The sequence below is a fragment of the Psychrobacter sp. N25K4-3-2 genome (assembly GCF_015351755.1).
Classification (GTDB): Bacteria; Pseudomonadota; Gammaproteobacteria; order Pseudomonadales; family Moraxellaceae; genus Psychrobacter; species Psychrobacter glaciei.
Window position 1 is genome coordinate 451688 of the sequence record NZ_JADKLX010000003.1, and the last position, 25957, is coordinate 477644.

At 43.3% G+C, this 25957-nt stretch carries 20 protein-coding genes and 3 tRNA genes; 21 read left to right on the plus strand and 2 right to left on the minus strand.

From position 1 onward, the window contains the following. Positions 1 to 78: 78 nt before the first annotated feature. Both IOD06_RS09815 and IOD06_RS09820 read right to left on the minus strand, forming a co-directional pair. On the minus strand, positions 79 to 567 hold the full coding sequence (locus tag IOD06_RS09815) for a RidA family protein (RefSeq protein ID WP_194620738.1): 489 nt from the start codon (positions 565 to 567) through the stop codon (positions 79 to 81). Positions 568 to 753: 186 nt separating this feature from the next. Continuing rightward, the gene (locus IOD06_RS09820) at positions 754 to 1482 is read right to left on the minus strand and encodes a DUF4442 domain-containing protein (RefSeq protein ID WP_194620739.1); all 729 of its coding nucleotides are present in this window, start codon (positions 1480 to 1482) and stop codon (positions 754 to 756) included. A gap of 352 nt (positions 1483 to 1834) precedes the next feature. On the opposite strand from IOD06_RS09820, the gene IOD06_RS09825 reads away from it, so the two are divergent. The 21 genes from IOD06_RS09825 to IOD06_RS09925 all read left to right on the plus strand — a co-directional run bounded on the left by IOD06_RS09825 (position 1835) and on the right by IOD06_RS09925 (position 25955). Continuing rightward, complete coding sequence (locus IOD06_RS09825) at positions 1835 to 3301, plus strand: McrB family protein (protein ID WP_194620740.1); 1467 nt, start codon at positions 1835 to 1837, stop codon at positions 3299 to 3301. 12 nt (positions 3302 to 3313) lie between these two features. Beyond that, positions 3314 to 4930, plus strand: coding sequence for a hypothetical protein (locus IOD06_RS09830; protein ID WP_320157434.1), 1617 nt, complete (start codon positions 3314 to 3316; stop codon positions 4928 to 4930). A 228-nt stretch (positions 4931 to 5158) separates the two neighbouring features. Continuing rightward, positions 5159 to 5235 (plus strand) — tRNA-Pro (locus tag IOD06_RS09835). A gap of 109 nt (positions 5236 to 5344) precedes the next feature. Then, positions 5345 to 5421 (plus strand) — tRNA-Arg (locus tag IOD06_RS09840). Between the two features lie 40 nt (positions 5422 to 5461). Continuing rightward, positions 5462 to 5537, plus strand: a tRNA-His gene (locus IOD06_RS09845). Positions 5538 to 6171: 634 nt separating this feature from the next. Then, entirely contained in the window at positions 6172 to 7107 is a 936-nt protein-coding gene (locus IOD06_RS09850) for an AraC family transcriptional regulator (RefSeq protein ID WP_194620741.1), read from the plus strand. A gap of 328 nt (positions 7108 to 7435) precedes the next feature. Beyond that, positions 7436 to 8500, plus strand: a complete 1065-nt coding sequence (locus IOD06_RS09855) for a hypothetical protein (protein ID WP_194620742.1) — start codon at positions 7436 to 7438, stop codon at positions 8498 to 8500. Positions 8501 to 8605: 105 nt separating this feature from the next. Continuing rightward, positions 8606 to 9808, plus strand: a complete 1203-nt coding sequence (gene gspF / locus IOD06_RS09860) for a type II secretion system inner membrane protein GspF (RefSeq protein ID WP_010195833.1) — start codon at positions 8606 to 8608, stop codon at positions 9806 to 9808. 373 nt (positions 9809 to 10181) lie between these two features. After that, positions 10182 to 10643 carry a type II secretion system major pseudopilin GspG gene (gene gspG, locus IOD06_RS09865; protein WP_189584089.1) on the plus strand — a complete coding sequence of 154 codons (462 nt, stop codon included), beginning with the start codon at positions 10182 to 10184 and terminating at the stop codon, positions 10641 to 10643. 487 nt (positions 10644 to 11130) lie between these two features. Beyond that, positions 11131 to 11715, plus strand: coding sequence for a protein-disulfide reductase DsbD N-terminal domain-containing protein (locus IOD06_RS09870; RefSeq protein WP_194620743.1), 585 nt, complete (start codon positions 11131 to 11133; stop codon positions 11713 to 11715). A gap of 58 nt (positions 11716 to 11773) precedes the next feature. After that, positions 11774 to 13966: a protein-disulfide reductase DsbD domain-containing protein gene (locus IOD06_RS09875; RefSeq protein WP_194620744.1), complete on the plus strand. Its 2193-nt coding sequence runs from the start codon at positions 11774 to 11776 to the stop codon at positions 13964 to 13966. Positions 13967 to 14429: 463 nt separating this feature from the next. After that, positions 14430 to 15866, plus strand: a complete 1437-nt coding sequence (locus tag IOD06_RS09880; RefSeq protein ID WP_194620745.1) for a phospholipase A — start codon at positions 14430 to 14432, stop codon at positions 15864 to 15866. 27 nt (positions 15867 to 15893) lie between these two features. After that, positions 15894 to 16751: a ComF family protein gene (locus IOD06_RS13610; protein ID WP_227669981.1), complete on the plus strand. Its 858-nt coding sequence runs from the start codon at positions 15894 to 15896 to the stop codon at positions 16749 to 16751. 280 nt (positions 16752 to 17031) lie between these two features. Then, on the plus strand, positions 17032 to 17538 hold the full coding sequence (locus tag IOD06_RS09890; protein WP_320157435.1) for a prepilin-type N-terminal cleavage/methylation domain-containing protein: 507 nt from the start codon (positions 17032 to 17034) through the stop codon (positions 17536 to 17538). Next, the gene (pilV, locus tag IOD06_RS09895) at positions 17538 to 18104 is read left to right on the plus strand and encodes a type IV pilus modification protein PilV (RefSeq protein ID WP_194620746.1); all 567 of its coding nucleotides are present in this window, start codon (positions 17538 to 17540) and stop codon (positions 18102 to 18104) included. The genes IOD06_RS09890 and pilV overlap by 1 nt, the downstream gene beginning before the upstream one ends. Then, positions 18104 to 19099 carry a PilW family protein gene (locus IOD06_RS09900; RefSeq protein ID WP_194620747.1) on the plus strand — a complete coding sequence of 332 codons (996 nt, stop codon included), beginning with the start codon at positions 18104 to 18106 and terminating at the stop codon, positions 19097 to 19099. The genes pilV and IOD06_RS09900 overlap by 1 nt, the downstream gene beginning before the upstream one ends. 70 nt (positions 19100 to 19169) lie before the next feature. Beyond that, on the plus strand, positions 19170 to 19976 hold the full coding sequence (locus IOD06_RS09905; RefSeq protein WP_227669982.1) for a PilX N-terminal domain-containing pilus assembly protein: 807 nt from the start codon (positions 19170 to 19172) through the stop codon (positions 19974 to 19976). Positions 19977 to 20017: 41 nt separating this feature from the next. Next, positions 20018 to 24112, plus strand: a complete 4095-nt coding sequence (locus IOD06_RS09910; protein ID WP_227669983.1) for a pilus assembly protein PilY — start codon at positions 20018 to 20020, stop codon at positions 24110 to 24112. 12 nt (positions 24113 to 24124) lie between these two features. Beyond that, a complete protein-coding gene (locus tag IOD06_RS09915; protein ID WP_194620749.1) occupies positions 24125 to 24673 on the plus strand; it encodes a type IV pilin protein in 549 nt (182 codons plus the stop codon). Further along, positions 24673 to 25134 (plus strand): type IV pilin protein, encoded by a 462-nt coding sequence (locus IOD06_RS09920; protein ID WP_194620750.1) that lies wholly within the window; start codon positions 24673 to 24675, stop codon positions 25132 to 25134. The genes IOD06_RS09915 and IOD06_RS09920 overlap by 1 nt, the downstream gene beginning before the upstream one ends. A 314-nt stretch (positions 25135 to 25448) precedes the next feature. Then, positions 25449 to 25955, plus strand: a complete 507-nt coding sequence (locus IOD06_RS09925) for a pilin (protein ID WP_194620751.1) — start codon at positions 25449 to 25451, stop codon at positions 25953 to 25955. The last annotated feature ends 2 nt before the right edge of the window (positions 25956 to 25957 follow it).

Consider the following 25957-nt stretch of genomic DNA (forward strand, 5'->3'; position numbering starts at 1 on the left):
TTGAGTCAAAAGTTAGGCCAATTGACTCAATAACCGCGTCATGGAAAAAGCCAGTTTGGCTTATTTTTAATAGCGTTACTATTTTGCAGCGATGCACTCGACTTCAACGCTAGCACCAGCGGCCAACTCTGCGACACCGAACGCAGAGCGTACAGGGTAGGGCTTAGCCAATTCAGCTTTATAGACTTTATTAAAATCATCAAAATCATCCATATCCGTCAGCATCGCCATACATTTGACGATGTCAGACTTTTGATAGCCGTATTTTAGTAGCGTGGCATGGATGTTGTCTAAAGCTTGTTTTGCTTCCGCTTTGATCCCGCCTTTGACCAATTTGCCATCTTTAAAACCGATTTGTCCAGACATGTATAAAGTGTCGCCGACACGTACCGCTTCTGAAAACGGATAGTTGCCACCATCACCCAAAAAGACAGGGCTAGATTTAGTCATGCTTGCGCTATTAGTTGCGGGCGCTGCATTGGCGCTAACGGCAAATCCTAACGAGCACGCAGCCACTAAGAGCGCCTTGGATAGGTTGGTAGTAAATTTATAGTTATGTGTGGACATCGCTGTTTCCTTATTATAATACCAAACCCAAAAAGTACGATTAGCGGCGTCAAACTCGTTTAGTCTACAATAAGTAGTACGTTCACTCGTCTTTCTGGCTACGCTTCTTTTTGTGAATGGTATAAGCTTATGGATCAAAAATGCGCTATAAGCAGAGTATTAAGTAGCGCGCTTGTTGTTACGTTATCATTTAATTTTATCATCACTTTTAGCTGACGTGCTGTCTGTGGCTGTATTAGCAGCAGAGTCACTAGATTGCTCAGTCTCAGTTTTGGACTTATTGTTTTGTCCTTGGCGACGTGCTTCTAACTCTGATTTCGGCACCCAAGCCCATAGCATTTCAACCACGATAGGGTCGCGATCACTGTCAGACTCGCGGTCATGGATCACGCAAGGAATAACCATCTCGCCTTTTGGGGTGTTTAAAATGTCCAAGCGTTGCTCATTAGACAAGGTTGCCACTGCGGCCACTTGACCTTTTTTAATCGGGCGATAAAAATTAATCGAGTAAGATTTAATCAGCAATACACGGTCAGAAGGTAGGTTTAAACCCAAAATAAAGCCCGTTGCGGTCTCAGCCAGTAAAGTGATGGCAACAGCGTGGATAGAGCCAATATGGTTTTGCACGGCTTTGCTATTATTCAAGCTGACCACGACTTGATTGGGGTCGACTGTTTCATAATAGACGCCCGTCGTGCCCACATACGGCACCACTTTGCCAAAAGCTTTGGATAAAATAGTAGAGCGCGCGCCAGCGGGTAAATATTTAGTCACCGATAAGAGTTTGGTGAATTGATTGTTCACTGGCTTAAGAGTGCTATTGGGTTTTTCGACTGGCGATCTTGTGCTGTCAGTGTTGTTGGCTGGCAATTTATTGGTCAGCTTACTAGGGAGTCTTTTTAATAATCCTGACATACAAAATTCCTTATTTAGGTCAGTTAGATGAGATTTTAGCATGATAAATTTTCATGATAGTGGCAAGTGAGGTAGAGGTTATCGTCACCGCTATTGCGACCATATTACCTTAACCCAAGTGTCACTACTATTATTAGCATGAACTACCGCGCTTATAAAATGCCAGTAACGTAGCCATATAATTAAGGGTAATCAGGGGTAATTAGGAGTGATGAGAGCTTGTGAAATACTTTTAGACGAAGCTATCTGTTAGATTAAGCTGCTAACTGTAAAAATAACCATGCTGTAATAGTGGTATTTTAGCACGATTTTATTATTTTTTTGATACCCATTTTGGATGCTGGATGACGTTATGCCCGAGAGAGAGATTCATGAGCCGACCAATATTATTTATACTGGCGTCGCTGGTACTGGTAAAACCTACCAGTTGCTCCAAATTGCTCAGCGATATACCGACTACTTGCCGAGAGCAAACGAAGCTGATTTGCTGGCACAGTTATTACAAACGCTAAGCTGGCGTGATGTGGTATGTTTGGTGTTTTTAGATTTTCACTCTGAAAAACAAGACCTCGTAAAAGTACCTGAAATCGTCAGTCATGAATTTTTTGTCGCCAAAGCCGCACAGAATGCGCGCAAGAAAAACTTAAGTAACACGGCATGGTCAGTGCTGCAAATGCACAGTCCCACTAGCTCAAAAACGGTCACTTACAAGAACCGTGCTAGCCAAGCCTACTTTGATAAAGACAATAGCGGGGCATGGTATTTGCTCCCTGAGAGCATGCCATTACTAAAGGATTTATCGCAGAAATTAGCGGAGTTTCAGCAGGCGCAGCATGATAATACCGCAAGCCAACACCACGCTTTTAGTGACCAGCGTTTTAATATGGTCAGTTTTCATCAGGCCTATGGTTATGAAGAATTTGTTGAAGGTATTCGTCCCGTTATGGCGGCATCTGGTCAAACGGGCAATAACCAAGCACAAATGAGCTACGCTATTCAAGATGGCGCGTTCCTCAAGCTTTGTCAGCGTGCGGCACGCGACCCTAAACAGCGCTATGCCATGCTGATCGATGAGATTAACCGTGCCAACGTCTCACGGGTATTTGGTGAGCTACTCAGCTTAATTGAAGCAGATAAGCGAGCTGGCACGGCAAACGCTATGAGCGTTAATTTGGCCTACTCTGGGCGCGCTTTTAGTGTACCAGCGAATGTCGATATCTACGCCACGATGAATATTCAAGACCATTCTTTAGCGCCATTAGACATGGCTTTGCGGCGTCGCTTTCGCTTTATTCACTGTCCGCCAAAGCCAGAACTGTTATCTATTATCACAGATTTTGGCAACGCCAATCAAAGTTTAGAAAGCACTCAGTCAGCAGCATCCATAGATTTGACCAAATTGCTAATGGGTCTAAACAATCGCATTAGCCAAACGTTGGGGATGGAGGCACAATTGGGTCATGCATTTCTGTTTGGTGTACAGAGTTTGGCGCAGCTACAGACCGCATTGATTGAACAAATTATTCCACAATTGGCACAAGCGGCGGGCGGGCAAGTCGCTATCTTGCAGTACGTGTTCAGAGATGAGCAGCAGCCGATGAGGGCGCAGTTTATACAAGATAGCCAAGCGGCGATTAGTCAGCATTTGGATGACGAAATAAATGACCAGACGAATACTATGACATCAAGTCAATTATTTAGCGGTCACAATGCCTTTTTAGGACAGTCGATGCATACTGGTAGCTATAAGATTAATGAAGATTTTCTCGCAAGGACAGGTGAGTTTACCAATCTAGCTGTCTACCAGCATTTATATTAATAAGGTTACCAAGTGTTCATCAATAGCGTCGCATATGCCCCTACGAATGGTATCGCCAATAACAGTAGCGCCAATAACAGTAGCGCCAATAACAGTAGCGCCAATAACAGTATTGCCAGTAATGTTAATAGCACTACTATGAAGGCGCTTGATACCAATATCATGACGGTATTTGAGCATCAGCGTTTGACGGTTCATGATTTTTTGCAAGCGTCTGATTTTCAGTGGTTGATGGCGCAAGAGTTTGCCGTATTTACTATCAAACGCAAGCAGAGACAATGGCAGCTAAAGGTCGGGCATTATATTGGCATAGTGTTATTGCCCAGCGGTATGACGCTTGAGATTTTGCCCAAGATGATTGCCTCAGCGTCTACCAGTCGCACGCCACAGCAGCAGTTTTATGAATCTCATCAAAATAGCGCTAGCGATATCAGACAAGCCCGTCAATGGGTGCAAAATATGCTGTCCGACTTGATTAATCCTAGTAACCAATACCATAGCAAACTGCCCAATACAAAAAACTTAGGGCAATTTAACGCGCAGGTGACGCCGCTGCCGCTAAGCGCACCATCGTTGTCGGATTGGCTCGCACACCAGTTTTTACAGCGTTTGGCACACTATCAACCGACCCAGCATTATCAGGCTCAGGTGGACAACCAAGCAACGCTACAAGGTCGGCTGTTGATCAAAGAGCAACTGCGCCGCAATAGCGTACAACCGCACAAGTTTGTCTGTGAGCGCAGTGTGTTGAGCCAAGATATGCTGAGCAATCGCGTGATCAAGAGTGCATTGGTATGGCTGGCACCACTCCTACAAACAGCCATGCCGCCAAAATCCATACAGCTCTGGCAATCAGTACATGCGCTTAATTACCATGAGCGGCAGCAACTAGAGTCGGTATATCAGCAAGCAAAGCGTCAACTAGCGCTGCAACCCCTGAGTCAGCTACAAGCAAACGCCGCCCAGCAATTGCTAGATTTGGCTTATTGGCTATTGCAGCAGTCAAATATAGAGACAGGCAGCGGTCTTGATACCAACTTATCCTCTAATCAATCTTCATCACGACCACGTTTGTGTCTGCTGATTGATATGAATCAAGCTTTTGAGCAATGGGCAAGCCGACGTATCGCCTCAATGTTTGAGCAATTAAATTTAAATTATAATGCACTGCATCAATCACAAAGCGTGTGGTTGAATGATGCAGAAGGGCAGGCATGCTTATCTATCCGTCCGGATTTACTTATTTATCAGACACCAGATTACGATGATGTTTATCACGATAAAAATTATGGGGAAAATCCCTATAAAAATAGCCATGGCACGGCTAGCGCAAAAAAAACGCGTAACTACAGCCATGTGATCGACATAAAGTGGAAGCATCTGAGCCATTCAGGCGCGATCAGTGCCAGTGATGCCTATCAGTTGACCAGTTATGCGCAAGCGTATCAAGCAGGACAGGTGTGGTTGGTCTATCCGGTGCAAGGTAACATCAGGCAACCGGTAGCACTCAGACAACAAGTTCAAGGAAGCAGCGATAGTGACAGCAATCCCTCAAACGTGGCAAAGCTGTGGCTTATGCCTTTTGATGTCTTGAGTGGCACGTTGAACGGTAAGCTCCTGCAAGAATGATAGACGCTATCATTGCTGTGTTTCACTAACCATAACTCGCAACGAAAAACGGCTATTTAAAACAATTTCAATAAAATTTGGTTAATTTATGAATTAATTGAAAATAGGTGTTGACAGCATCGTCTTTTCCCCTTAATATGTGCACCTCGATAGCGAGGAACATTAAGCAGTTAGCGGCATTGCTGATAACGAATTAATCAACTTAACTATCGTGATAATAGAGAATTTCGGAGTGTGGCGCAGTTTGGTAGCGCATCTGGTTTGGGACCAGAGGGTCGTAGGTTCGAATCCTATCACTCCGACCATCTATTTTAAGAGCCTTACAGGCTTTTTTTTATGTATAATGATATTGTTTTTGATGTTATAAGTTTCTAATATTATAAGCAGATCAAAATTTGTAAAAGTCCTTTAAGAGCGCCTGTAGCTCAGCTGGATAGAGCATCTCCCTTCTAAGGAGGTGGCCGCAGGTTCGAATCCTGCCAGGCGCACCATTTAGCCTGCAAATCTTGCCTTCCTTGGCAAATAGTTATGGCGGTTGTAGCTCAGTTGGTAGAGCCCCGGGTTGTGATCTCGGTTGTCGTGGGTTCGAGTCCCATCAGTCGCCCCATTTTATTTAATACTATTTTCTACTTATCTTATTTATACATACTGATTGCCCTCGTTGGCATTTTTTTTCGTCTGCATTTTTTGTTTCTTGATCTTTTCAACTCTCTGACCATTTTCTTCTGGTTAGACGATCGCGTGTCACCCCTTACTTTTCGCTCATGCCGTGTTGGTTTTTTAAATCACCAACGGATTTATTAGTCGCTAATTTTCTTATCAGTGTTTTGTCACCAATATTTTATAAGCACAGTTGATTTTGACAGAGCTTAATTTTAACAAAGCTTAATTTTGATAGGGCTTGGCTTTTATTTAGTCATATATCCCTACTTCTTTTAGGGTAAACTGCTCATTATTAAGTAAATATAAACTATTGATTAAAAATTTAGAGTAATGATTTGATGGTATGAGTGAGGGTGGCTAATTTAGAGTACTGAGCCCTATTAATGTTGCTAATATTAAATATTTCTACAGAGGCAATAAAGGACGGTCTTTCTACAAATTCGGGTTCGATATGTGTTTAGCGTACGTATAACTTTAAGTGCAGTCCACGATAAGTGATTTCTCTTGTGTAATATCTCTTAGGTGGTTTATTTTGCAGGGTTAAGATCAACTGCCATAGATTATTGAGGAAGTTATTGATGGACGCACTGAGTGTATTGCTACAAAATGTGCATTTGTTTGAAACAAAATATTATCGTTTAAATGGTTCTGGTAATTGGTCGTATTCATTGACCAGAAAAGACACCATTCTATTTTATTTGGTGATGTCAGGTAGCTTTTGTATCGATGTGGGCAATGGCTTACGAGAGGCACATGCTGGCGACATCATCATGGTTCCCAATGCTTATCAACATGTCAGTTATGCGCTGAGTCATCATGGGAATGATGCCAAGCCGTTGGATGAGCTGCTCACTAATTGCAAAGACAATACGCTTGATATGATAAGTGATGGCGATGAGCAGTCGTCGTTGATACTAATCGAGTGCAAATACGACAAAGAGATGGTTAATCCTTTATTGTCGGTGTTGCCATCGATATTGCCTGAGATCAATAATGACACCGATGGTCGGTTTGAGGTCATTGATGTAGAGATTAAACTTTTAACCTTAGAGTCTCAGCATGAGCGCATGGGCAAAACGGCAGTGATCAATCATTGGGCAAGTATTATGATGATTGAGTGTTTGCGCGTTTATATCGAAAGCATACCTGAGGCAACAGACAATTGGTTAAAGGCGATGAAAGATCCGTTTTTAACCAAAGCGCTAGCCGCGATGCATAATGCACCGAGCCAAAATTGGACGATTCTGACGCTTGCTGAGGTCGCTGGCATGTCACGCTCCAGCTTTGCCCAGCGCTTTAAAGATACTGTCGGTATGCCGCCACTGACCTACTTAATCGATTATCGCTTGCGTTTGGCCGCCCGTTATTTACGTTTGCAGCAAAACAGTATCAGCCGTATCAGTGAGCTGGTCGGTTATGCATCGGACTCGACCTTTAGCCAAGCCTTTAAGCGCGTCTACGGGGTGTCGCCAAAAGCGTATCGTCAGCAGTACCAAAGACAGCTGCTGGCTTAGTGTCTGACAGCGTCTTTAATCCCATCACAAAGCATCATCGCAAAAATACCCTCGTAAAGCGTTAAGGTTGAATATTCGACCTTAACGCTTTTTTTGTTTTATATATGCTTGAATACTGAATATTCTCACTCGATAACGAAACCTAAATGGCGTCATTTGATTAAGAGTCTTTTGCTGCTGTAAAGCTGACAATGCGCTTAGGTTCAGGTACTATGGAGTGATGAGTCGCCTAGGTGCGACCACTTGCTTCTAGCGCTTTATATCTTACTGTCTGGCAGTGATATATGGTGACTCAAGCGATGTTTATTTTTGAAGCTGATGGTGTGTTATGACTGAACCGACCGCAAAACCAACTGCAAAATCGTATGACCAAAAAGGCGCTTCTACGTTTGCCAAAAATAGCAGCAGTATCGATAAAAATGATATCGGACACAATCAGCCTATATCAGAAGATAAGCTAAAAAATAAGGTAGCGATTTTGCCTGATAAAGCAGCGTTGTTGGCATTATTCATCTTGCCCACTTCTGAAAATGTAGGGAGTGAAAGCGCAAGGATTGACAGCACAGGTATCGAAAACGCAGAGACTAACAGAACTGCTGTCAACGAAACCAATATTGCCGAGCAGCGTGTGGCGCTGTATCGTGCCCAGCACGAACGTACGCGTCTACTTTATATGGCGTCTGCCGCCACACGACCCACTTATTTGGTGCAAACGCTAAAAGCACAGTTTGCCGAATATCAACAGTATCTACTCGCACAGCAGCTTGATAAACGCGGTCTAATGGATACCGATGCGCTTGAAAGGCTTTGGCAGCAGCTGCATGTGGTCGATGATATTATCGCAGATATCGTGCGCCATATGCCCGCGCAGCAGCCAGCTGGCTGGCAGCTAACCATGCAGGATGGTCACAATCCATTGCGTTTCGCGACGGTTGGCAAGCTTAAACACGGCAAGCCTATCTTAGAGCAAGCCAGCCTCAACAGTTATGTACTCAGTCACTTTGGCGTCAGTAGTTTTACCTATGACCGTGGCTATTACATCGGTCATGTCGTCGGCTATTTATTCAGTTGTTATTTTTGCGCCCATTTGTCTGTTAGCTATAGCGTGACGTCGCTTGGTCAGCAGGTCGTTGCCGATTATGAGTATGCCAGTCTTGAAACCCCGCATATGGTGCGGTTGCTACAGGGCTTGGACAGTTATTGTAAAAAACGTATCTATCAGCTGGCAGTCATCTGTGCGCGGCTTAGTGTTTTCGCCAGTGACAAACGCATTGAGAGAATGTTGATCGCTGAAGTAAATGATTTTGATAAAAAATTGCAACAGCAGCATCTGGATGTTTTATTATTACAAGGCTTGATGCCTGATAATAACGACTCAACGCCTCTGTTTTAAGTGGTTTTTTATCTAAGCCAGCCGTTATTTAAGCATTGATATTTACGCACTGATATTTACGCACTAATCTAACCCTTTTTTGACTACTTTAGGATATCCGCTGCTATGCCCGCTTATCATTATAAAGCGCTCGACGACCACGGCGGTGTCCAAAAAGGCTTACTTGAAGGGGATTCTGCGCGACAAGTACGCCAGCAGCTGCGTGATAAGCAGTGGACGCCCGTTGAGGTCAGTGCGGTCAATGACAGACAAAATCAACATAAAAGCCGTTATAAAAAACCTTCAGCTTATGAGTTGGCGCTTCTGACGCGTCAATTATCAGTATTGCTCGCGGCTGGTATTCCGCTTGAAGAAACGCTGGCCGCCGTCGCCAAGCAATCGCCAAAAACCCATATCAAATCTTTAATGCTTGCCGTGCGTTCGCATGTTTTAGAGGGCTTGAGCCTCGCCCGTGCATTGCAGCAAGCAGCCAGTTTTCCACCGTTATATATCGCTACCATTGCTGCTGGGGAAAAATCCGGTCATTTGGATTTGATCCTGAATCAGCTAGCAGACTACACCGAAAACCGTTTTGCGCTGCAAAAGAAAATCCAAGGTGCGATGGTTTATCCGATTGTGCTCATGGTAATGGCAGTCGGGGTAATCATGGGTTTGATGAGCTTCGTGGTGCCCAAAATCGTCAAGGTTTTTGAGCAATCTGAGCAAGCACTACCTTTGATTACCCAAATCGTGCTTAGCCTATCGAACATCATTACCCAGTGGTGGTGGCTGATGCTGCTAGTATTGTCAGGGACGGCGTTTTTGTTCTATCGCTTTGCTCAGACACAAGCAGGTAAGCTGACGATAGATAGTGTCGTGCTGAGACTGCCGATATTGGCACGATTATCAAAAGGTCTGAATGCCGCGCGCTTTGCCAGCACCCTTGCGATACTGGTGCGTTCAGGCGTACCGCTGATTGAGGCACTACACATTGGCGCTGCCGTTGCGACCAACTTGCATATTCAAAAAACCATTATCACTGCTGCCGATAGGGTGACAGAAGGCTCAAGCTTATCCAGTCAGTTAGAAAAATCCTCATACTTTCCGCCGATGATGGTACAGATGATCAAAAGTGGCGAGAACTCAGGCGAGCTTGAAAACATGCTCAGCCGCGCGGCCAATATGCAAGAAGCGGAAGCCACCAACTTTATCAGTACTTTGCTGTCATTACTTGAGCCTTTGATGTTAGTGTTGATGGGTGTGGTGGTCATGATCATTGTGATGGCAGTGATGCTACCGATTGTGAATATGAATGATTTGGCAGGCTAGCCAATATCTTTCTAAACCTTGCGCCAGCTTTCTTAAGATTTGCTTACTGTTGTATATTGTTGACTGAGCCACATTTTTGCTATGGCAAACTCAAGCACCACGCTATAGTGAAAGCAGGTCAAAATTATGCTCATCAATGTCAGCCGTTACTGAATACTGGCTGTGATGACAATATGAGCGCAGCGCTGGATAAAAATAAAACCATGGTTTATAGTGATAATCGTCTCAAGACTAATCAATACAACTTGACTGCCATTTTACGATTTAAATTACTCTGATCCCAAAAGCGATGATAAAAGCGATGACTATGATTGACAACCTTCAAGGAAAGACGGTGCCGCAACGTGAGATAAACCAAGCTCCTTCGGGTACCATGGGTGAGCAAACGCCATTATCGGTGCAGCGCCGTCCAGCAAAAGCGCATTACCAGTCAGGATTTACCCTTATTGAGATTATGGTCGTCATCGTGATCTTGGCGATTCTTGCTGGTTTGGTAGTGCCAAAAGTTGTTGGGCAAAGCGATAAAGCGCGTGTCAAAACCACTGAAACCGCACTAGCGACCGTATCGAATGCCCTTGATATGTATAAGGTGGACAACTCACGCTATCCGACCACTGCTCAAGGTCTTGATGCTCTGACGACACCGCCTGCGGATGCCAAAAACTATCCTGATGGTGGCTATATCAAAGGTGGTTATCCAACCGATGGTTGGGAGAGTGAGATGCAATATGTGGCACCGGGTAATGAAGGTCGCCCTTATGATTTATTCTCGTTAGGGGCAGATGGTCAGCAGGGCGGTGAAGGTCAAGATGCTGATATTTATGCCAAGTTATAAACCATTTAGCGCCACTGCCAATAAAAAATAACTGGTAGCGGTTTTAAACAACAAGATCTACGACCTCACGGTTAATGATCGATGTATATCAATCAATAAGGCATTATTGGTTGATATTTTTTATGCATTGGTCAAAAATAGTCCTGCCCTGAAAGGCTGATACTAAAATCACCTCAAACGTTGTTTTAAACCTAGCTAAGGTCTCGACATTATCGTCGGTTTACGCCTAGTTTGATGCGATTTTAGCGATCAGCAGTCCTAATATTTGAATGTTCAACAGACCCTAATAGTTATGTGCGACTGGTATAAATTTCGCTTGCTTGCTGCTATCACAGAGGCTACGAAAAAATCATCCCAGTCGCACTGTATTTTTTTAAAGTAATTCTACTATAAGTCGATAGGTTCAGCGCTAATCGTAGCGCTGGGTTTTGAGCGCTAACCCAGCCAACTTCTAAACATTGAAAGCAGCAATCAAAGGTAGACAACCATGCCAATTAATACGCCATTCTCCAAAATGCTAATAAGCAAAGTACTAACTATCAAAGCTACTGCGAAAAAACCTTGTTTATTGTCTTTCGTTTTGTTGGGTAGTACGCTACTGACTGGACTGACAGCGACTTCCATGACGGTACAAGCAGCAGGATTGAGTGACTTGTTTAGTAATAATAACAGTGCCTCACAGTCGAAGTTTTTGCCAGTCGATCAAGCTTTTCAAGTTATCAGCAGTACCAAAGCCACCTCTAAAGGCACGCGTTTATCGATCGCTTTTGAGATTACTCCGGGTCATTATGTCTATAAAGATAAGCTCACTTTACGTTTTCCTAAGGGAGTGAGCGCCACGCCGTTTACGTTTAATCAGTCACCTGTCTCAATCGATGATCCAACTTTTGGTAAGGTGTCTGTATTTACGCAAAGGAGTGTGATCGCAACCACGACTCTGATTACCAGCAATGGCAAAGGCGCCAAGAATGTACCCGTTATTATCGGTTGGCAAGGGTGTGCAACAGCAGGATTATGCTATCCGCCAGAAAAAGTTAAAACGAAGATAAACATTGCTGCGACACGCAGATAACACGCAGACAAACAGCAAGCAGGTTGATTCAAATATCGGTAATAATAGGTAGCCATCCATGTCCATCAAGACATTACAAAAACCCTTATCATTCAGCGCCACCACTCGTCAAAGAAAATCATATGTCTTAGCGCTTGCTATCGCTAGTGGTTCATTACTTACCGGTCTGACAACGACCTCGATGACGGTGCAAGCAGCTGGGCTTAGCGACCTCTTTAGTAGCGATAAAAGTGCTGGGCAGTCAAAGTTTTTGCCAGTCAATCAGGCGTTTCAAGTCAGTACGGATAGTACACCTACCAAATCTGGTACGCGTTTATCAATTAATTTTGATATCACTCCTGAGCATTACGTCTACAAGAAGCAAATTAAGCTCACGCTACCTGCGGGTGTGACGGCTGCGCCGTTCACCTTTAGCCAAACACCCTATTCAATGGATGATCCAACTTTTGGCAAGGTGTTGGTGTTTGATCAAGCAAACATGATCGCTACCACCACATTGACGAATAATAGTGGCAAGAATATAGATAACGCCGCTATTGTCGTCGGCTGGCAGGGCTGTGCGAAAGCTGGACTATGCTACCCACCTGAAAAGATTAATACGACTGTCGATATCGTAGCCACATCGGCACAAATAACGGTAGATAATGCTAGTGCTGCGAACAAAGAGGCTGCGTCTAATGGCTCTACTGCAAACAACAGTCCTGCGAGTACAACCGATTCAACTATAAACTCTAACACGACATCAGAAGGTACTGCTGCAACTGATCTTGACAATGCTTTGCCTGATAAAGAGCAAGCACTGACAGACAATGGTGCTATTGATTATGATCTAATAGATGACAGCGCTGTAGAGTATGATTCTTTGGGTGGTAGTGCTGCGGCGAATACGCTCTCTGGAGCAGATAGCAACGTATCGGGTGAGGCGACCAACAGCGACAACGTATTATCTAATAACTTTATCGACAACGATCCTTTTGGTTTGGCGAGCCATCCTTGGCTAGCATTTGGCTTGCTATTTTTAGCAGGTTTGGGTTTGGCATTGACACCTTGCGTGCTGCCAATGTTGCCCATCGTTGCTAACATCGTTGCCCGTCAGAAAAATCCAACAGTCAAAAAAGGCGTGATTTTAACGACCAGCTATGCAATAGGGGTCTCTATTGCCTACGGTATCTTGGGCGCAGTGATTGCTGTCTTTGGTGAGTCATTAGGTATCATCGGTTGGCTACAAAACCCCATTATCTTAATCAGCTTTGCCATTGTATTCGTTTTGCTAGCACTCTATATGCTCGGTGTCTTTACGATTCGTCTACCGCGTGCCATTACCAGTAAAATGCAAGGTTTAAGTCAAGCCGGTGATAGCAAACTAGGCAGTACGGGTGGTAGCTTGGTTGCTGGTTTCTTATCAGCCTTAGTGGTATCTCCTTGTGTGTCTGCACCATTATTCGGGGCATTACTGGCCGTTTCGACCATCGGTAGTCCGCTATTAGGGTTTGCCGCATTATTTATGCTGGGCTTTGGGTTGTCCGCACCGCTGATCCTAATTGGGGCAACGCAAGGCAAAATCATGCCAAAAGCTGGCGAGTGGATGAATTGGGTCAAGCTGGGCTTTTCTTTATTGTTATTCGCCGTGGCATTGTTAATGATTGAGCGCGTCTTTATCTCACCAGTCATGCTATTGGTCTGGGCACTATGGTTTATGGTCGTGGCGACATGGGCATGGAGCTGGATAGGCAAGGGCCGTATGCTGACCCAAGCATTGGGGTTGATTGCAGGTATTTGGGCGACGACACTGGTTATCGGTGCAGCGTTGGGTAACGATGATAGTCTGCATCCACTGGCCTCACTAACTTCCCCTATGATGGCGCAAACGACTGGCCAGACGACTGGCGTGAGTAATGCCAGTAGCAATGCTAATGATGTGCGCATTACCACTCTTGCGGAGCTGGATGTGATTACCGCGGCTAATCCTAAAGTGATTGTCGATGTCACTGCCGAATGGTGTATTGAGTGCCGTATTATGGACAAAAACCTATTCCACAATCGTCCTATGCAGATGCAGGATTGGCAATTGGTGCGCTTAGATATCACGGAAACCACAGATGCTTCAAAAGCTATCTTGGCACGTTACCAATTGTTTGGTCCACCGACGCTATTGTATTATCAAGACGGTCAATTGGTGAATAAGCAAGTCGGTGAAATCGGTCGTCAAGAGTTTGAGCAAACATTGACGGAATTGAATAAGACACAGTAAATGTGATGCTCTAAAGAACGATCAATTTAACTAAAAAATCCATTCAAAGCCCACATCGATGAACCAGCATCTCCCTCAGCCGAATAGGCTGAGTGGTACGCTGGTTTTTTTATACCGATTTCTTAATATATGTTCAGTGTCTTATTTCTTAACAATGACCGCATTTACTATTTAAGAGAAGGGTTTGTCATTATGGCTGTTAAGTCATTATTAATTGAGTCTATGCTAGATTAAGTCTTGATAACGCTAGTATAATGGCAGTAATTTTATTACAATAACGCAACAATGTTCAAGCAGCAATGCTATGGCCGATGGCTACCAAAACTGGTTATGAGCGACACGCCCCAATAATTTTCAATCACATATCTATATCACTGACGACTAACTTTAGCTTAGCTATTATTGATGCTACCTGCATTAGATAATCTACTGGCTTCAATGCCAATCATGACAAAGGACACTTATGTTTGCTCCTCTTACACCCCAGCATCAGACTCGAAGCCTTATGGTTTTAGGGTTTGGGTCAAAGACTCAGCTGAGCATCGCTATGGGTATCGCTTTAAGCTGTACGGCTTTGCAAGCACAAGCGGCGAATGACGGTCAGGTTTATAATGAGATACCTGTTGCAGAAGCTATGCTTGAATATGACAATGACAACTCTCCACAAGTGATCTACGAGCGTCTAAAAAACCCTAATACGCCTATTGATCGTAGTAAGCTGCCGAGTAATGACTTTGTCGCCAAGCAGGCGAAGTTGTTTTTTGAATGTACACAAGTACAGACCAGTTCTGCCCGTCTGGCCTGCTTCGATAAGGTAGCTGAGCAAGGCGAAACGCCAAGCTACACGAGCACCAAACAACCGCTAGATTTGGCAAAAACCTTCAAATCGACCATTTCAGGTAACCCGCAAGTCGTCTTTGCTGAAGAGAATACCACGAGCATTGTGCAGGCTAATAATACCGATACAGGTTTACTGGTCAATCAGTCAGATTCTACTGAGAGCTTAGATACCGTTGGACTGACGCAAAGAGAAGCAGAAGTCTTAGAAAATGTGGGCGTCACGCAAGGCGATATCGAAAAGTATACGCCGCTTAGTTTGTCTTATGACCTTGATAAGAACAGCGAGCGTGGTACTTGGACGGTCAGACCTTATCGACCAACCTACGTATTACCACTATTTTATACGTCTGATCCCAATTTAAATCCAGGGACACCGTCTCAAGAAACAGAGTCTTTGTCTGCAAATGACATACGTGAGACTGAGCTGAAGTTTCAGTTGTCTTTAAAGACTAAAGTTGCTCAAGATTTATTCGATACCAGTGCAGATTTGTGGTTTGGTTATACCCAAGAGTCGCATTGGCAAGTTTATAACGAAGATAACTCGCGCCCATTCCGTGCGACTGATTATCAGCCTGAAATATTTTTGACCCAACCAGTAGCAGCTGACCTACCTTTTGGTGGCCGTCTACGTATGTTAGGTGTCGGTGCTGTTCACCATTCTAATGGACAAGACGATCCGTTATCACGTTCATGGAATCGTGCTTATTTGATGGCCGGTGCGGAGTGGGGTAAGCTTTCAGTTATACCGCGTCTATGGGCTCGCGTGAACAGCGATAATAGCAGTGATGATGACAATCCAGATATCGAAGACTATATGGGTTATGGCGATATCAAGTTCTTGTATGATTTGCCTGATCAGCAGAGCCTTAGTGGTACCCTGCGTTATAATCCAAGCACGAACAAGGGCGCTGCACAAATCGACTATATCTATCCGTTGTCAGAAAACGTCAATGGTATGGTGCAGTTATTCCAAGGTTATGGCGAGTCTATCATCGACTATAATCATGAAAACACGTCTATTGGCTTTGGTATTGTGCTTAATGACTGGAAGGGTTTTTAGTATCAATAGTCATCCTGACCATAAAGCATGTACCGCTTAGCGCCTTACCAAACCGGACTATGGCTGGCAGAGTATCTGAGTATACGCTGCCAGTTATGCCGTGTTCACCAAAGCGTGTCACAATCTCAGCTGATACAAGACCAGCCAAAAAAATCCCAAATAGTAGAGTCACAGTACTCATCAAATACTGTTAATTCCATATCTAGTTCTTTGCCTAACAATCATTCGGTTGTTGCCAATCTGCGCCATGTCTTTGATAAGCGTTTAAATAGAGGTCTGCTTTGTCCGCATTGTCATTACAGCATAAGCTGGTTACCCAAACCCTTTCAGGTAGACATTGCTGCTGGCAGTGCGCTCTCTATCCAAGCAGCGACCTATTACGATTATCCGATACGCCAAGCGATTCGTGCGTTTAAGCATCACGAAGATATGACCAAGCTGCCATTATTGCTACACGCTTTGCGTCAACTCCCACGTCCGCACGGCTGTCATCACGACAACAGTATGATCGTCGCCATGCCGACCACCGCTCAACGCCTGATCAAACGTGGCTTTGATCCCGTTAGTATTTTATCAGCGCACCTATCCAAACATTGGCAAATACCGCTATGGCATGGGGTGCAGCGTATAGATGACACTATCAGTCAGCAAGGACTGACGCGTGCTGAACGTTTAAGTAATTTAGACAACGCTTTTACATTAATTGAAAACCCACCCAATAAACGCTTGATATTATTCGATGATGTCGCCACCACCGGTGCCAGTCTGCAAGCGTTAGGGCGTACAGTACATAGCTTGTCTAGCATTACCTCCCTCAATAACGCTTTAACCTTTCGTAAACCTCCTCTTATTGCTTATGCTCTAGCGCATGGTAGTCAGTCATAGAAGTATTCTCATTCGATTGATGGCTACTATTATGTTGCTAATGTGTTACCTTATCTCTATATTATGAATCTACTTTAGCTAAATTTGTTGTTTCTCTGTGCATTGTTTCATAGCCGTTACTACAACGCTATTTATGAATAAAAATGGAACAGAAATTGCAGGAAAATTGTACAAATTATTAAAGATACTAGATGAGCGGCACAGGCTTCACCACCATAAAAACTAGGTGCTCAGCACCATTAAGAAACTAGGGCTGCAACAGCCATAAATAGGATTTGATGTGAACGCATCTGCGAAAAATCTACCGCACCCATTACGAATGACCAGCTCAGGATTTACCCTGATTGAGCTGATGGTAACGATAGCTGTGCTTGCCATTATTGTCAGTATAGCAGCGCCTAGTATCAGTACCCAGTTGGCCAATCAGCGCGTTCAATCGACTGCGGCTACTATTGCTAATGCATTAAAGGAAGCCAAGGTTGAGAGTATTGTCCGTCGTCAGAATGTAACGGTTGTATATACTGACACCAGTACACCTAAAACGATTAAATTGCGCGCCAATAATACCGATATATTTAGTTACAATATTAGTGATAAGAGCACTGTTACCCAAACTATTACCCCGTCTACTGTAACCAGTATTGCTTTTCAACCAAACAAAAAAATAGTTGGTGGTGCTACAGTAGTATATACCATCTGTGATAGCGGCTCTAACAGTGAGACGCCCAAACAAGTAAAACTTACTAATATTGCTAACGTTAATACTATAAGTGCTGGGAGCTGTTAATGAAGATTGGAGCCACACAGGCAGGTGTAGGATTAATAGAGGTAATGGTGGCATTACTATTGCTAGCTGTGGCTGTGTTAGGGTTCAGCGCCATGCAAATGTCAGCGATAAAAGCAACCGACGAAAGCCTTATGCGTACTCGCTCTTTAGCTATCATGCGAGGTGGAGCAGAGGCTATGCGTAATAATCCTAGCGGTATTGCTGCTTTCAAAGCAGCGATAAATGGCTCGTCAAACGCTATTAGTATTGATGGAGGAAGCATAACAAAAGACAACTGTATAACAAATGCAACTACGGCACCCACCGCCGCGCAGACCTGCACGATCAACCAAATGGCAACGCGTGATGGATTATTATTAAAATCATATGCAAGCGCCAATGATATTAATATAGGCATGGTTCCCAACGGCTGTCCAGGCACATCAGGCAAGCAAGAGTTACAGTGTTTTGTGGCTAGCTGGGGTGATACGAAAGTTACATTAGATGATACTGCATCTGATGCTTGTGCCAATGCAAATGGCAGTTATAAGAATGGCGCAGAGTGCTTTATTATGGAGGCGTACTGATGTCATATAATCATCAAAAAATAAATCTGAATAATCGTCAGGTAGGTTTCACTTTAATAGAGTTGATGATTTCTTTGGTACTCGGTTTAATCGTGTCTGCAGCCGTCATCCAAGTATATTTGATAAATGTAAAAACAAGTAGTATTCAGTCCAGTGGTAGTGAGTTACAAGATGCGAGCGTATTTGGGTTACAGCAATTAGAAAAAAGCATTCGCTTAGCCAATCTTGGTAACCCAACCACTAGAATTGATGGCACTACGCCTAATGGCGGTATTGTTTTAACAGGTCTTAATATTGGCATTCCGATTACACCTACTCCTTATCCTAATACAGGGTATCTAACGAGACGCGCAGGAGATGCTACTGTTGGTACTAATGGCTGGTCAGGTATATCCAATACCAATACCAATAGCGATCAGTTGACTATTCAATATACCAACATCACAGGCTCTCCAATGACAGATTGCGAAGGTGCAGGTGCGGCTGTTAATGACATTGTTATTGAGCGTTATTTCTTACGTCAGGCAACAGGGGATACCAGTACTGGTGCTATCAAAGACTTAGTATTGGCATGTGATGCAGGGCGCGTTAATACCGCTGGTGGAATAGTCATTGTGACTCCATCAAGTGATTCACGTAATTTTGGTCAAGCAGGGCAAGAGTTTATTGTCAATGTCGATCAGTTTAAAGTGCTATTGGGTATACAGTACACAACTGGCGCTAATGCAGGAAGAATGATTTATTTACCGAGTAGCGCTTATCTGAATATAACGGCTGACAAACCAGTAGTAACTGCCGTTAAGGCTGGTTTAATTGTTCATGGTAGTACACCTGTTATAGGAAGTGCTGAACAGTCTGAATTTGCTTTGTTAGGGCAATTACCAGCAGATAATAAGCTAAAGACAGATGCTAGTAGCACAAAGAAAGTTCGGACTACCTATCAAACCACAACGTTATTGCGTAACGCTCGTGTCGTAAATCTAACTAGCCCATAGCATATTGGTAAGGAGACTCAAAGTGATTCGATACCGCGATTTATCAAGTTCGACACAGAAAGATATCAATATGGCATATCGGAGCACCGAGAGAGGTGCGACGTTGATAGTGGTCTTGTTATTTTTAGTGCTTATTATGCTAGCAGGTGCAATAGCGGTTAGACAAAGTACGACTGACCTTAAAGTGGCGACCAGTGACCAAATCAATACTGTATTACTACAGTCAGCAGATAGTGCCAACCAAAAGCTAGAGGTAATGGTGAATGGGAGCGCAGACTCTACTGGATACAGAGATGTAACGAGTGCTACAGGGGCATTGGGTCATTTTTTATTATTTGAAGACAATAAAATTAACGAGTTTATTTATTGCTTTAACCCTCGGACACAAAGCTATCTAACAAACAGCGCGACCGTTAGAGCACCTGCTGGCGGGTATGTAGATGGATTGAATAATGGTGTTTGTGATTACACCGATGCAGCTGATTATACCAGTGCTAGACAAGCCGTCATGACGCAGATGAGTATTACAGTTACGCCTCCTAGTGCCAATGCAAAGCCGTTTGAATCTGTTGTTCTTGGCAAAGAGATTGAGGATAGAACCAGTAAGAAGTATCAGTTCGATATCAGACCAACTTCTTCACTCCCCGCTTATAGTGAACCAAAATCAGGCTCTGATAAATGTTTTGAGCAAACCAGTATTGCCTCCAACGTAGCTGCTGGGAAAAAATCATTAAATGGCTGTCTGTTAGCGGCTAACACACCTAGCAAAACGTTGTATGAGCAAGCGGATGTCGAAAACCTTTCTTCTTCTACCAAATGTTATCCGTTCGGCAGAGGGACACTAAATCCGCTGTGTGTACTAGCTACAACGCCTTAACTTGCTTATTCATTACACCGATATAATATAAGGATAGAGTCATGAAACGACTGAATAATGTATCGCCAATCAGTGGCAAAGTTGCGTTACCTTTAAAGCACCTAGTCGTTGCCATGGCTACCATGATGGTAATGCCAATCTCACAGGCAGATGTAGCAAACAAAAGAATCGGCGATCTAGAGATTTATAAAGCGGCAGAGGGCGGTAAGACTACTATTACCATGATGTTGGATACCTCTGGTAGTATGGCGGCAAATGTGACCACAGGGGCCTGTGACCTACCTTCCGGAGTCTCTTCTCTTGGTGTCAAAACAGAAAATTCCTCAACCACGCCATCTTATATTAAAAGATACTGTGAGACTAGAAAGTTTTTTTACCGCAACAGAGGCAGCAAATGGTACATCTGTGGTGAAAGCGATGGTTTAGGTAGTTTTAGTTTTGGAGGTACAGAATGTGATGTTGAGATAGCTGCTCCGTCGACTAGTGGATTTAAGTCTGGAACTAATGATGGCAATACCTATTACTTCAAAGATGATGTTCGATCTTATGACCGTTTGACTCGTCTAAAAGATGCATTATTTACCTTAATGGACAATACTCAAATAGATGCCAGTAAAGTGGCTATTGGTATTGGTCAATTTTCTACTCAAAGTGGTAGGAACAACGCATATATTAGTGCCGATGGAACGAGCGGCAAAATAGTGGTACCCGCAAGACTTCTCAATCAATCCCAACGAAATGAGATCAAAGCAGCTGTTGCACCATTGATTGGCGAAAACGGAACGCCAACTGCCAATGCTTATGCAGAGGCTGGCGCTTATATGTTAGGTAAGAATACATCTGCTTCAATTACTCGTCCAAGAGAGTTCTTTGTCAGCGTAGGGGGAAACTCTTATCGCGTGTGTAACTCTTGGAATGAGACCAGTGATGTGTCTAGATGTAACGGTCTCACTAGCGAAACAGTAACTCGATCTTCAAATGGCTATACGATCAAAAGATGTAGCATATATACAGGTAATAACTGTCTATTACAAGACACAACTCAAAGTTCAGAAAATTGGGGCTTTAGTGGTTTTGCTAAATCTACTACAAATTCTATATCTGGATCTAATTATATTAGTCCACTTTCATCACCTTCTAGCTGTGATGGGCGTGGTATATATTTCTTGACTGATGGCGAACCAAATAGCTCTCCCAACGCTTTGCCCTTAATGAGATCTGCTTTAGGATCATCATCATTCAACTTACCGTCAGTCACATTGCCTAGCGGTAGTCAGAATAGTAATGGTATGCCCGAGGTTGGAGCATTTGCCAAAGCATTACGTGACTCGACAATTAGCCCATTAGGTACAGATCAAGAAATCTATACAGCAGTCGTTGGTTTTGGTTCAGCATTTGATGTTGATGATTCAGATATCGTCAACCTCCCTTATACCAACCCAAAAACGGGTATTACAGCAAATCGCGATTTTTACAACTGCGAAAATATCACAAATATTGATGCTAGAAATGCTTGTAACTGGGGTGAGAAAAAACATCCGTCTTTACTAGGGGTTGGTGGGTTCGGTGAGGGTGGCTTCTATTCAGCGCAGTCTACAGAGGATATTGTCAATAGTATTATCACCTTCGTCGCTGATTTGAACCAAACCTTACCGTCGGTACCATCAGGTACGATTATTATACCTGATGACCCTTATCGTGCCGATAGTCAACTCGCTGTTGCCTATTACCCTACGTTACAACCCAAAGTAGCTGAAAATGCAGTCATTTGGGAAGGTAATCTAAAAAAATACACCCTAAATGAAGGTACCTTATATGGTAAAGGTAACGCCAAGCTATTCAAAAGTATCGCAGGTGATTTGGATCCAGAGACCCAAGATATGTGGTCAGATAAAAACTATACCAATGCCAATGGTGTAGGTATCAACGATAAGGTAGAGTCTGGTGGTTTTTATGCGCAATTAAATACACCAGCCACTGGCGTCACCTCAGTTAGAACACTTTATGTCGAAGACTGGGAAAACTCATCTACTAAAAAACCAGTTTTAAGAAAAGTAGGGGTGAGTGTTGCTGGTAAGGTAGTAGTAGATGGAGTGGCTTTGACGAATACTACATTTAAAGATACTGCTACCTATAATGAAGCAACGTTAAGAAAGTTATTGAATTTCTTAGGATTCGATATTCTTTCGAGTGCAGCTGTAAAAGACATGACACTTAGCACAGCCAATGTATCGAAAGCTATCAAGGTGCTTGGTGCTACTATTCACTCTACCCCAGCGGCCGTCTCCTATTCAGCAAACCTTGATGCTACTACTGGTAGAGTTACCGACACGCGTGATGATTACGTACTATTTGGCTCATCAGAAGGTGGCTTACATTTAGTAGATGCAGATAACCAAGGAGCGGGTAATGGCGGAGAAGAAAAATTTATCATTATACCAAGAGAGATGTTAAGAGATGCTAGTAAGTCAGATGCTCTTGTTAAAGATGCAACTAAAGCTGATATAGGGTCACCAAACTTTGGTATAGATGCTCCTTGGTTGGTCACCGCTGACTATAATTATAATTTGTCTAACAATAGAGTAAATGTCAATACAACAGGTGGTAAAGGAGTATTCGCTTATGGTGGCCTACGTATGGGCGGCGAGGCTTTTTATGGGCTAAACCTAAATGATAGTGATAACCCTAGTATGATATTTGCCATTACACCAGCGACCTCAGGTTTTAGTCGCATGGGTCAGATATGGGGAAAACCTACCAAAGCTAAAATAAAAACCAGTAGTACTGATACTGGTACTGATGTTTTGGTATTCGGTGGTGGCTATGATATGTGTTACGAATATGAGGCCTTTCAAGTTGGAGTTACAGATACGACGTTAGGTGCTTGCTCAAACAAAACATCGACTAAGGGCAATGCGGTATATATTATCAATGCCAGAACGGGTGCTTTGATATGGTCAGCTTCAGCTGAGGGTTCACCGTCGAGGACTGTTACGAGTATGACCAATAGTATCGTCGCTGGTGTGACCACGCTGGATCGTAATAACGATGGCTTTATGGATCATATCTATTTTGCAGACTTAGGTGGTCAAATCTTCCGTGCTGATTTTACTAATGCTGGCTTTGTGAGACCAGTAACATCAGGAACTGCATCGCCTGAAACTTCTTTTAGTAATACCAGAGTCACTCGTGTACTCCAAAGCGCCTATACAGGCAGCGATGCAAAATATAACTATCGCTTTTACGAGCGTCCAGTTGTCAGTTTCTATCGTAATGATAGTAGCAACAGCTTATTTGCATTGGTTAATGCGATCTCAGGTGATCGTAGCTCGCCTTTATCAAAAATACGTGATAACACCAAGGCTGATAGGCTGTATGGCATTATAGATAGCGATGTTACCAAGCTAGATAATGTTTTTTATGCCAATAACTTTACGACTGCAGGAACAGCAGGAGGTCAAGCAATCGTAGATTTAACCGCTAACAATACCGCCTCAAGTAATTTAGCTGAGTTGCCTTCAGCCATTGGGACGCTGACTGCCACAGGATATACCTTAGCTCAAAAAAATGTGACCATTAATACTCTAAAAGCTGGCACAAAAAGAGGTTGGTATTATCCTTTGACTCGTTTTGATGGCTACGGTAATGTGAGATATGGTAAAGGTATCGGTAAATCTGAAGTGGTTGATAGCTTTATATATACGACTGTCTACAATCCAGACATGAGCTATGGTGCTGTAGATTCTTGCTCTGCTAAAGTGACAGGTGGTTCAGAGCGACAGCTCTATTGCCTACCCTATGGTATCTGTACGGATGATGCCTCTAAGAATGGCACTGCTGGATATGTGCAAGCAGGCAAAGGCATACAAGAGCTAACACTCGGACCACGTAGCTCGAACCTATCCAATCAGCGTTTACTTATTGGTACACGTACATTGACCGAGCGTGTGAATGATCGGGTCAACTTTGGATCTGATAATGGTAAAGGGCTTTTCAATGCACTTACCAATCCAAAGGGATTGAATCAAGGTGGTTTAGCAGCGGCTGACAGCATCATAGGTAATGGCACAGCGCCCGATTTTATATTTAACGAACGTTATACTCTACAGCCGAAAGTATGGTACGAAGTAGACTGATAGGATAGTCGCATGAATATGAAAGCGTTGAAGCAACAGCTAGGATTTACGCTCATAGAGCTGATGGTGGTCATCATGATAGTAGCTATCTTAGCAGCGATTGTGATTCCGTCTTACCGTCAGTTTGTAGTACGCAATGCCGAATCGCAAGCGCAAGCGAGTATGCAGCAACTGGATATAGAGCTAAACCGTTGGCGTGCTAGTGCTTTGACTTATAAGGGCTTCAAACCAAAAAAGCAAGCAAGTGATGGTACTTATAGCTATGGATATGACGCGACTGATAATAAAACTATCTACGTCCCTAGAGGTAGCAATAGCACCAATTACGATTATCTGATTATGTTAGTCGATGGTAGTACAGGCAATACTTTAGCGCCTATAGGTACAAGCTACTCTACTGCGGGTAGCTCGTGGCGTATGTTTGCTCAGCCAAATACCTCCCTTAAAAATTCAGATGCGCAAATTTTGATGACCAGTAATACAGGCGTGAAATGCAAAAGTAAGGATAGGACGGTCACTATCGCTTCTACTGATTGCGGCACTGGACAGGAGAGCTGGTAATGCTGATAGCCACCAAAAATTTTAAACCAATATCGATACATCAGCAGGGCTTTACGCTTGTAGAAATGATGATCGTTGTCGCTATAATCGGTATTTTAGCGGCAATTGCTTACCCTAGTTATCAGCAATATGTCATCAAGACCAAACGTACGGACATGATGAGCGAGATGCAAAATATTGCCTCTCAGATTGAAAGCCGTAAGTTGGCTCAAGGCAGCTACAGCGATATTAGCGCAGGTATCAAAACGGAATTTGCCACTGCATACCCAAGACAGGGCACTGCGCTATATGATGTAACAATAACAGACCCACTCGTTACTAAATGGACAATCACAGCAATTCCAAGAACAGGTAGTCAAATCGCTAACGATGGCAATCTAAGTCTTAACTATCAAAACATAAAATGTCGTATTCAGGGTGCAAATAGGAAGTGTGGTACTGGTAATGACTGGAATAAATAACAATTTTTGCCACTATCACAAATTTTGACAAAAATTGTCACGTATATTTACTTTTTACTCCTAATACATGGGTGTACTGACAATTTTCAGTAAGTTGGCAGCAATATTGTCAGTAATATGTAAGTCTATTTAGCTAGAAAATAGCTATAACTCTTAAATATTCGGTTGAACAGTGTGATTTAATGCTAAAAATAGTAATTTTTTTAAAATTGGTATGCTATATGCATACTTTATAGTAAGAAAAAATAAACTATATCCCTAAAGATAAAGAGTGCTGATAACCACTTGTCTTTATATACCCAAAAGGAGTTCATATGAACACTGCTCAAAAAGGTTTTACCTTAATCGAACTAATGATCGTTGTTGCTATTATCGGTATCTTGGCTGCGATTGCTATTCCTCAGTATCAGAACTATATCGCTAAGTCACAAGTATCACGTGTAATGGGTGAGACCTCATCTGTTAAGACTTCTGTTGAAAACTGTGCATTAGCCGGTAAAGAGACAGGTGCTACTGCCTCTGCTACCGTATGTGGTTTGAATGACCTTGGTATGACTGCTTCTAACATCCAAGGCGCCGCCATTGGTGGTGTAGCATTATCAGGTTTACCCGAAGTAAACATTACATCTACAGGTACAGCCTCTATCGTTGCTACTTTTGGTCAAAATGCTGCCGCTAACTTGAAAGGTCAAAAATTGGCATGGCAACGTGATACTGCCGGCACTTGGACTTGTAATACTGACTTTGCCACAGCCACACCTGATAAATCAAAATATCTCCCATCAGGTTGTACTGGTACTAACGTAGCAACTGCATCTTAATA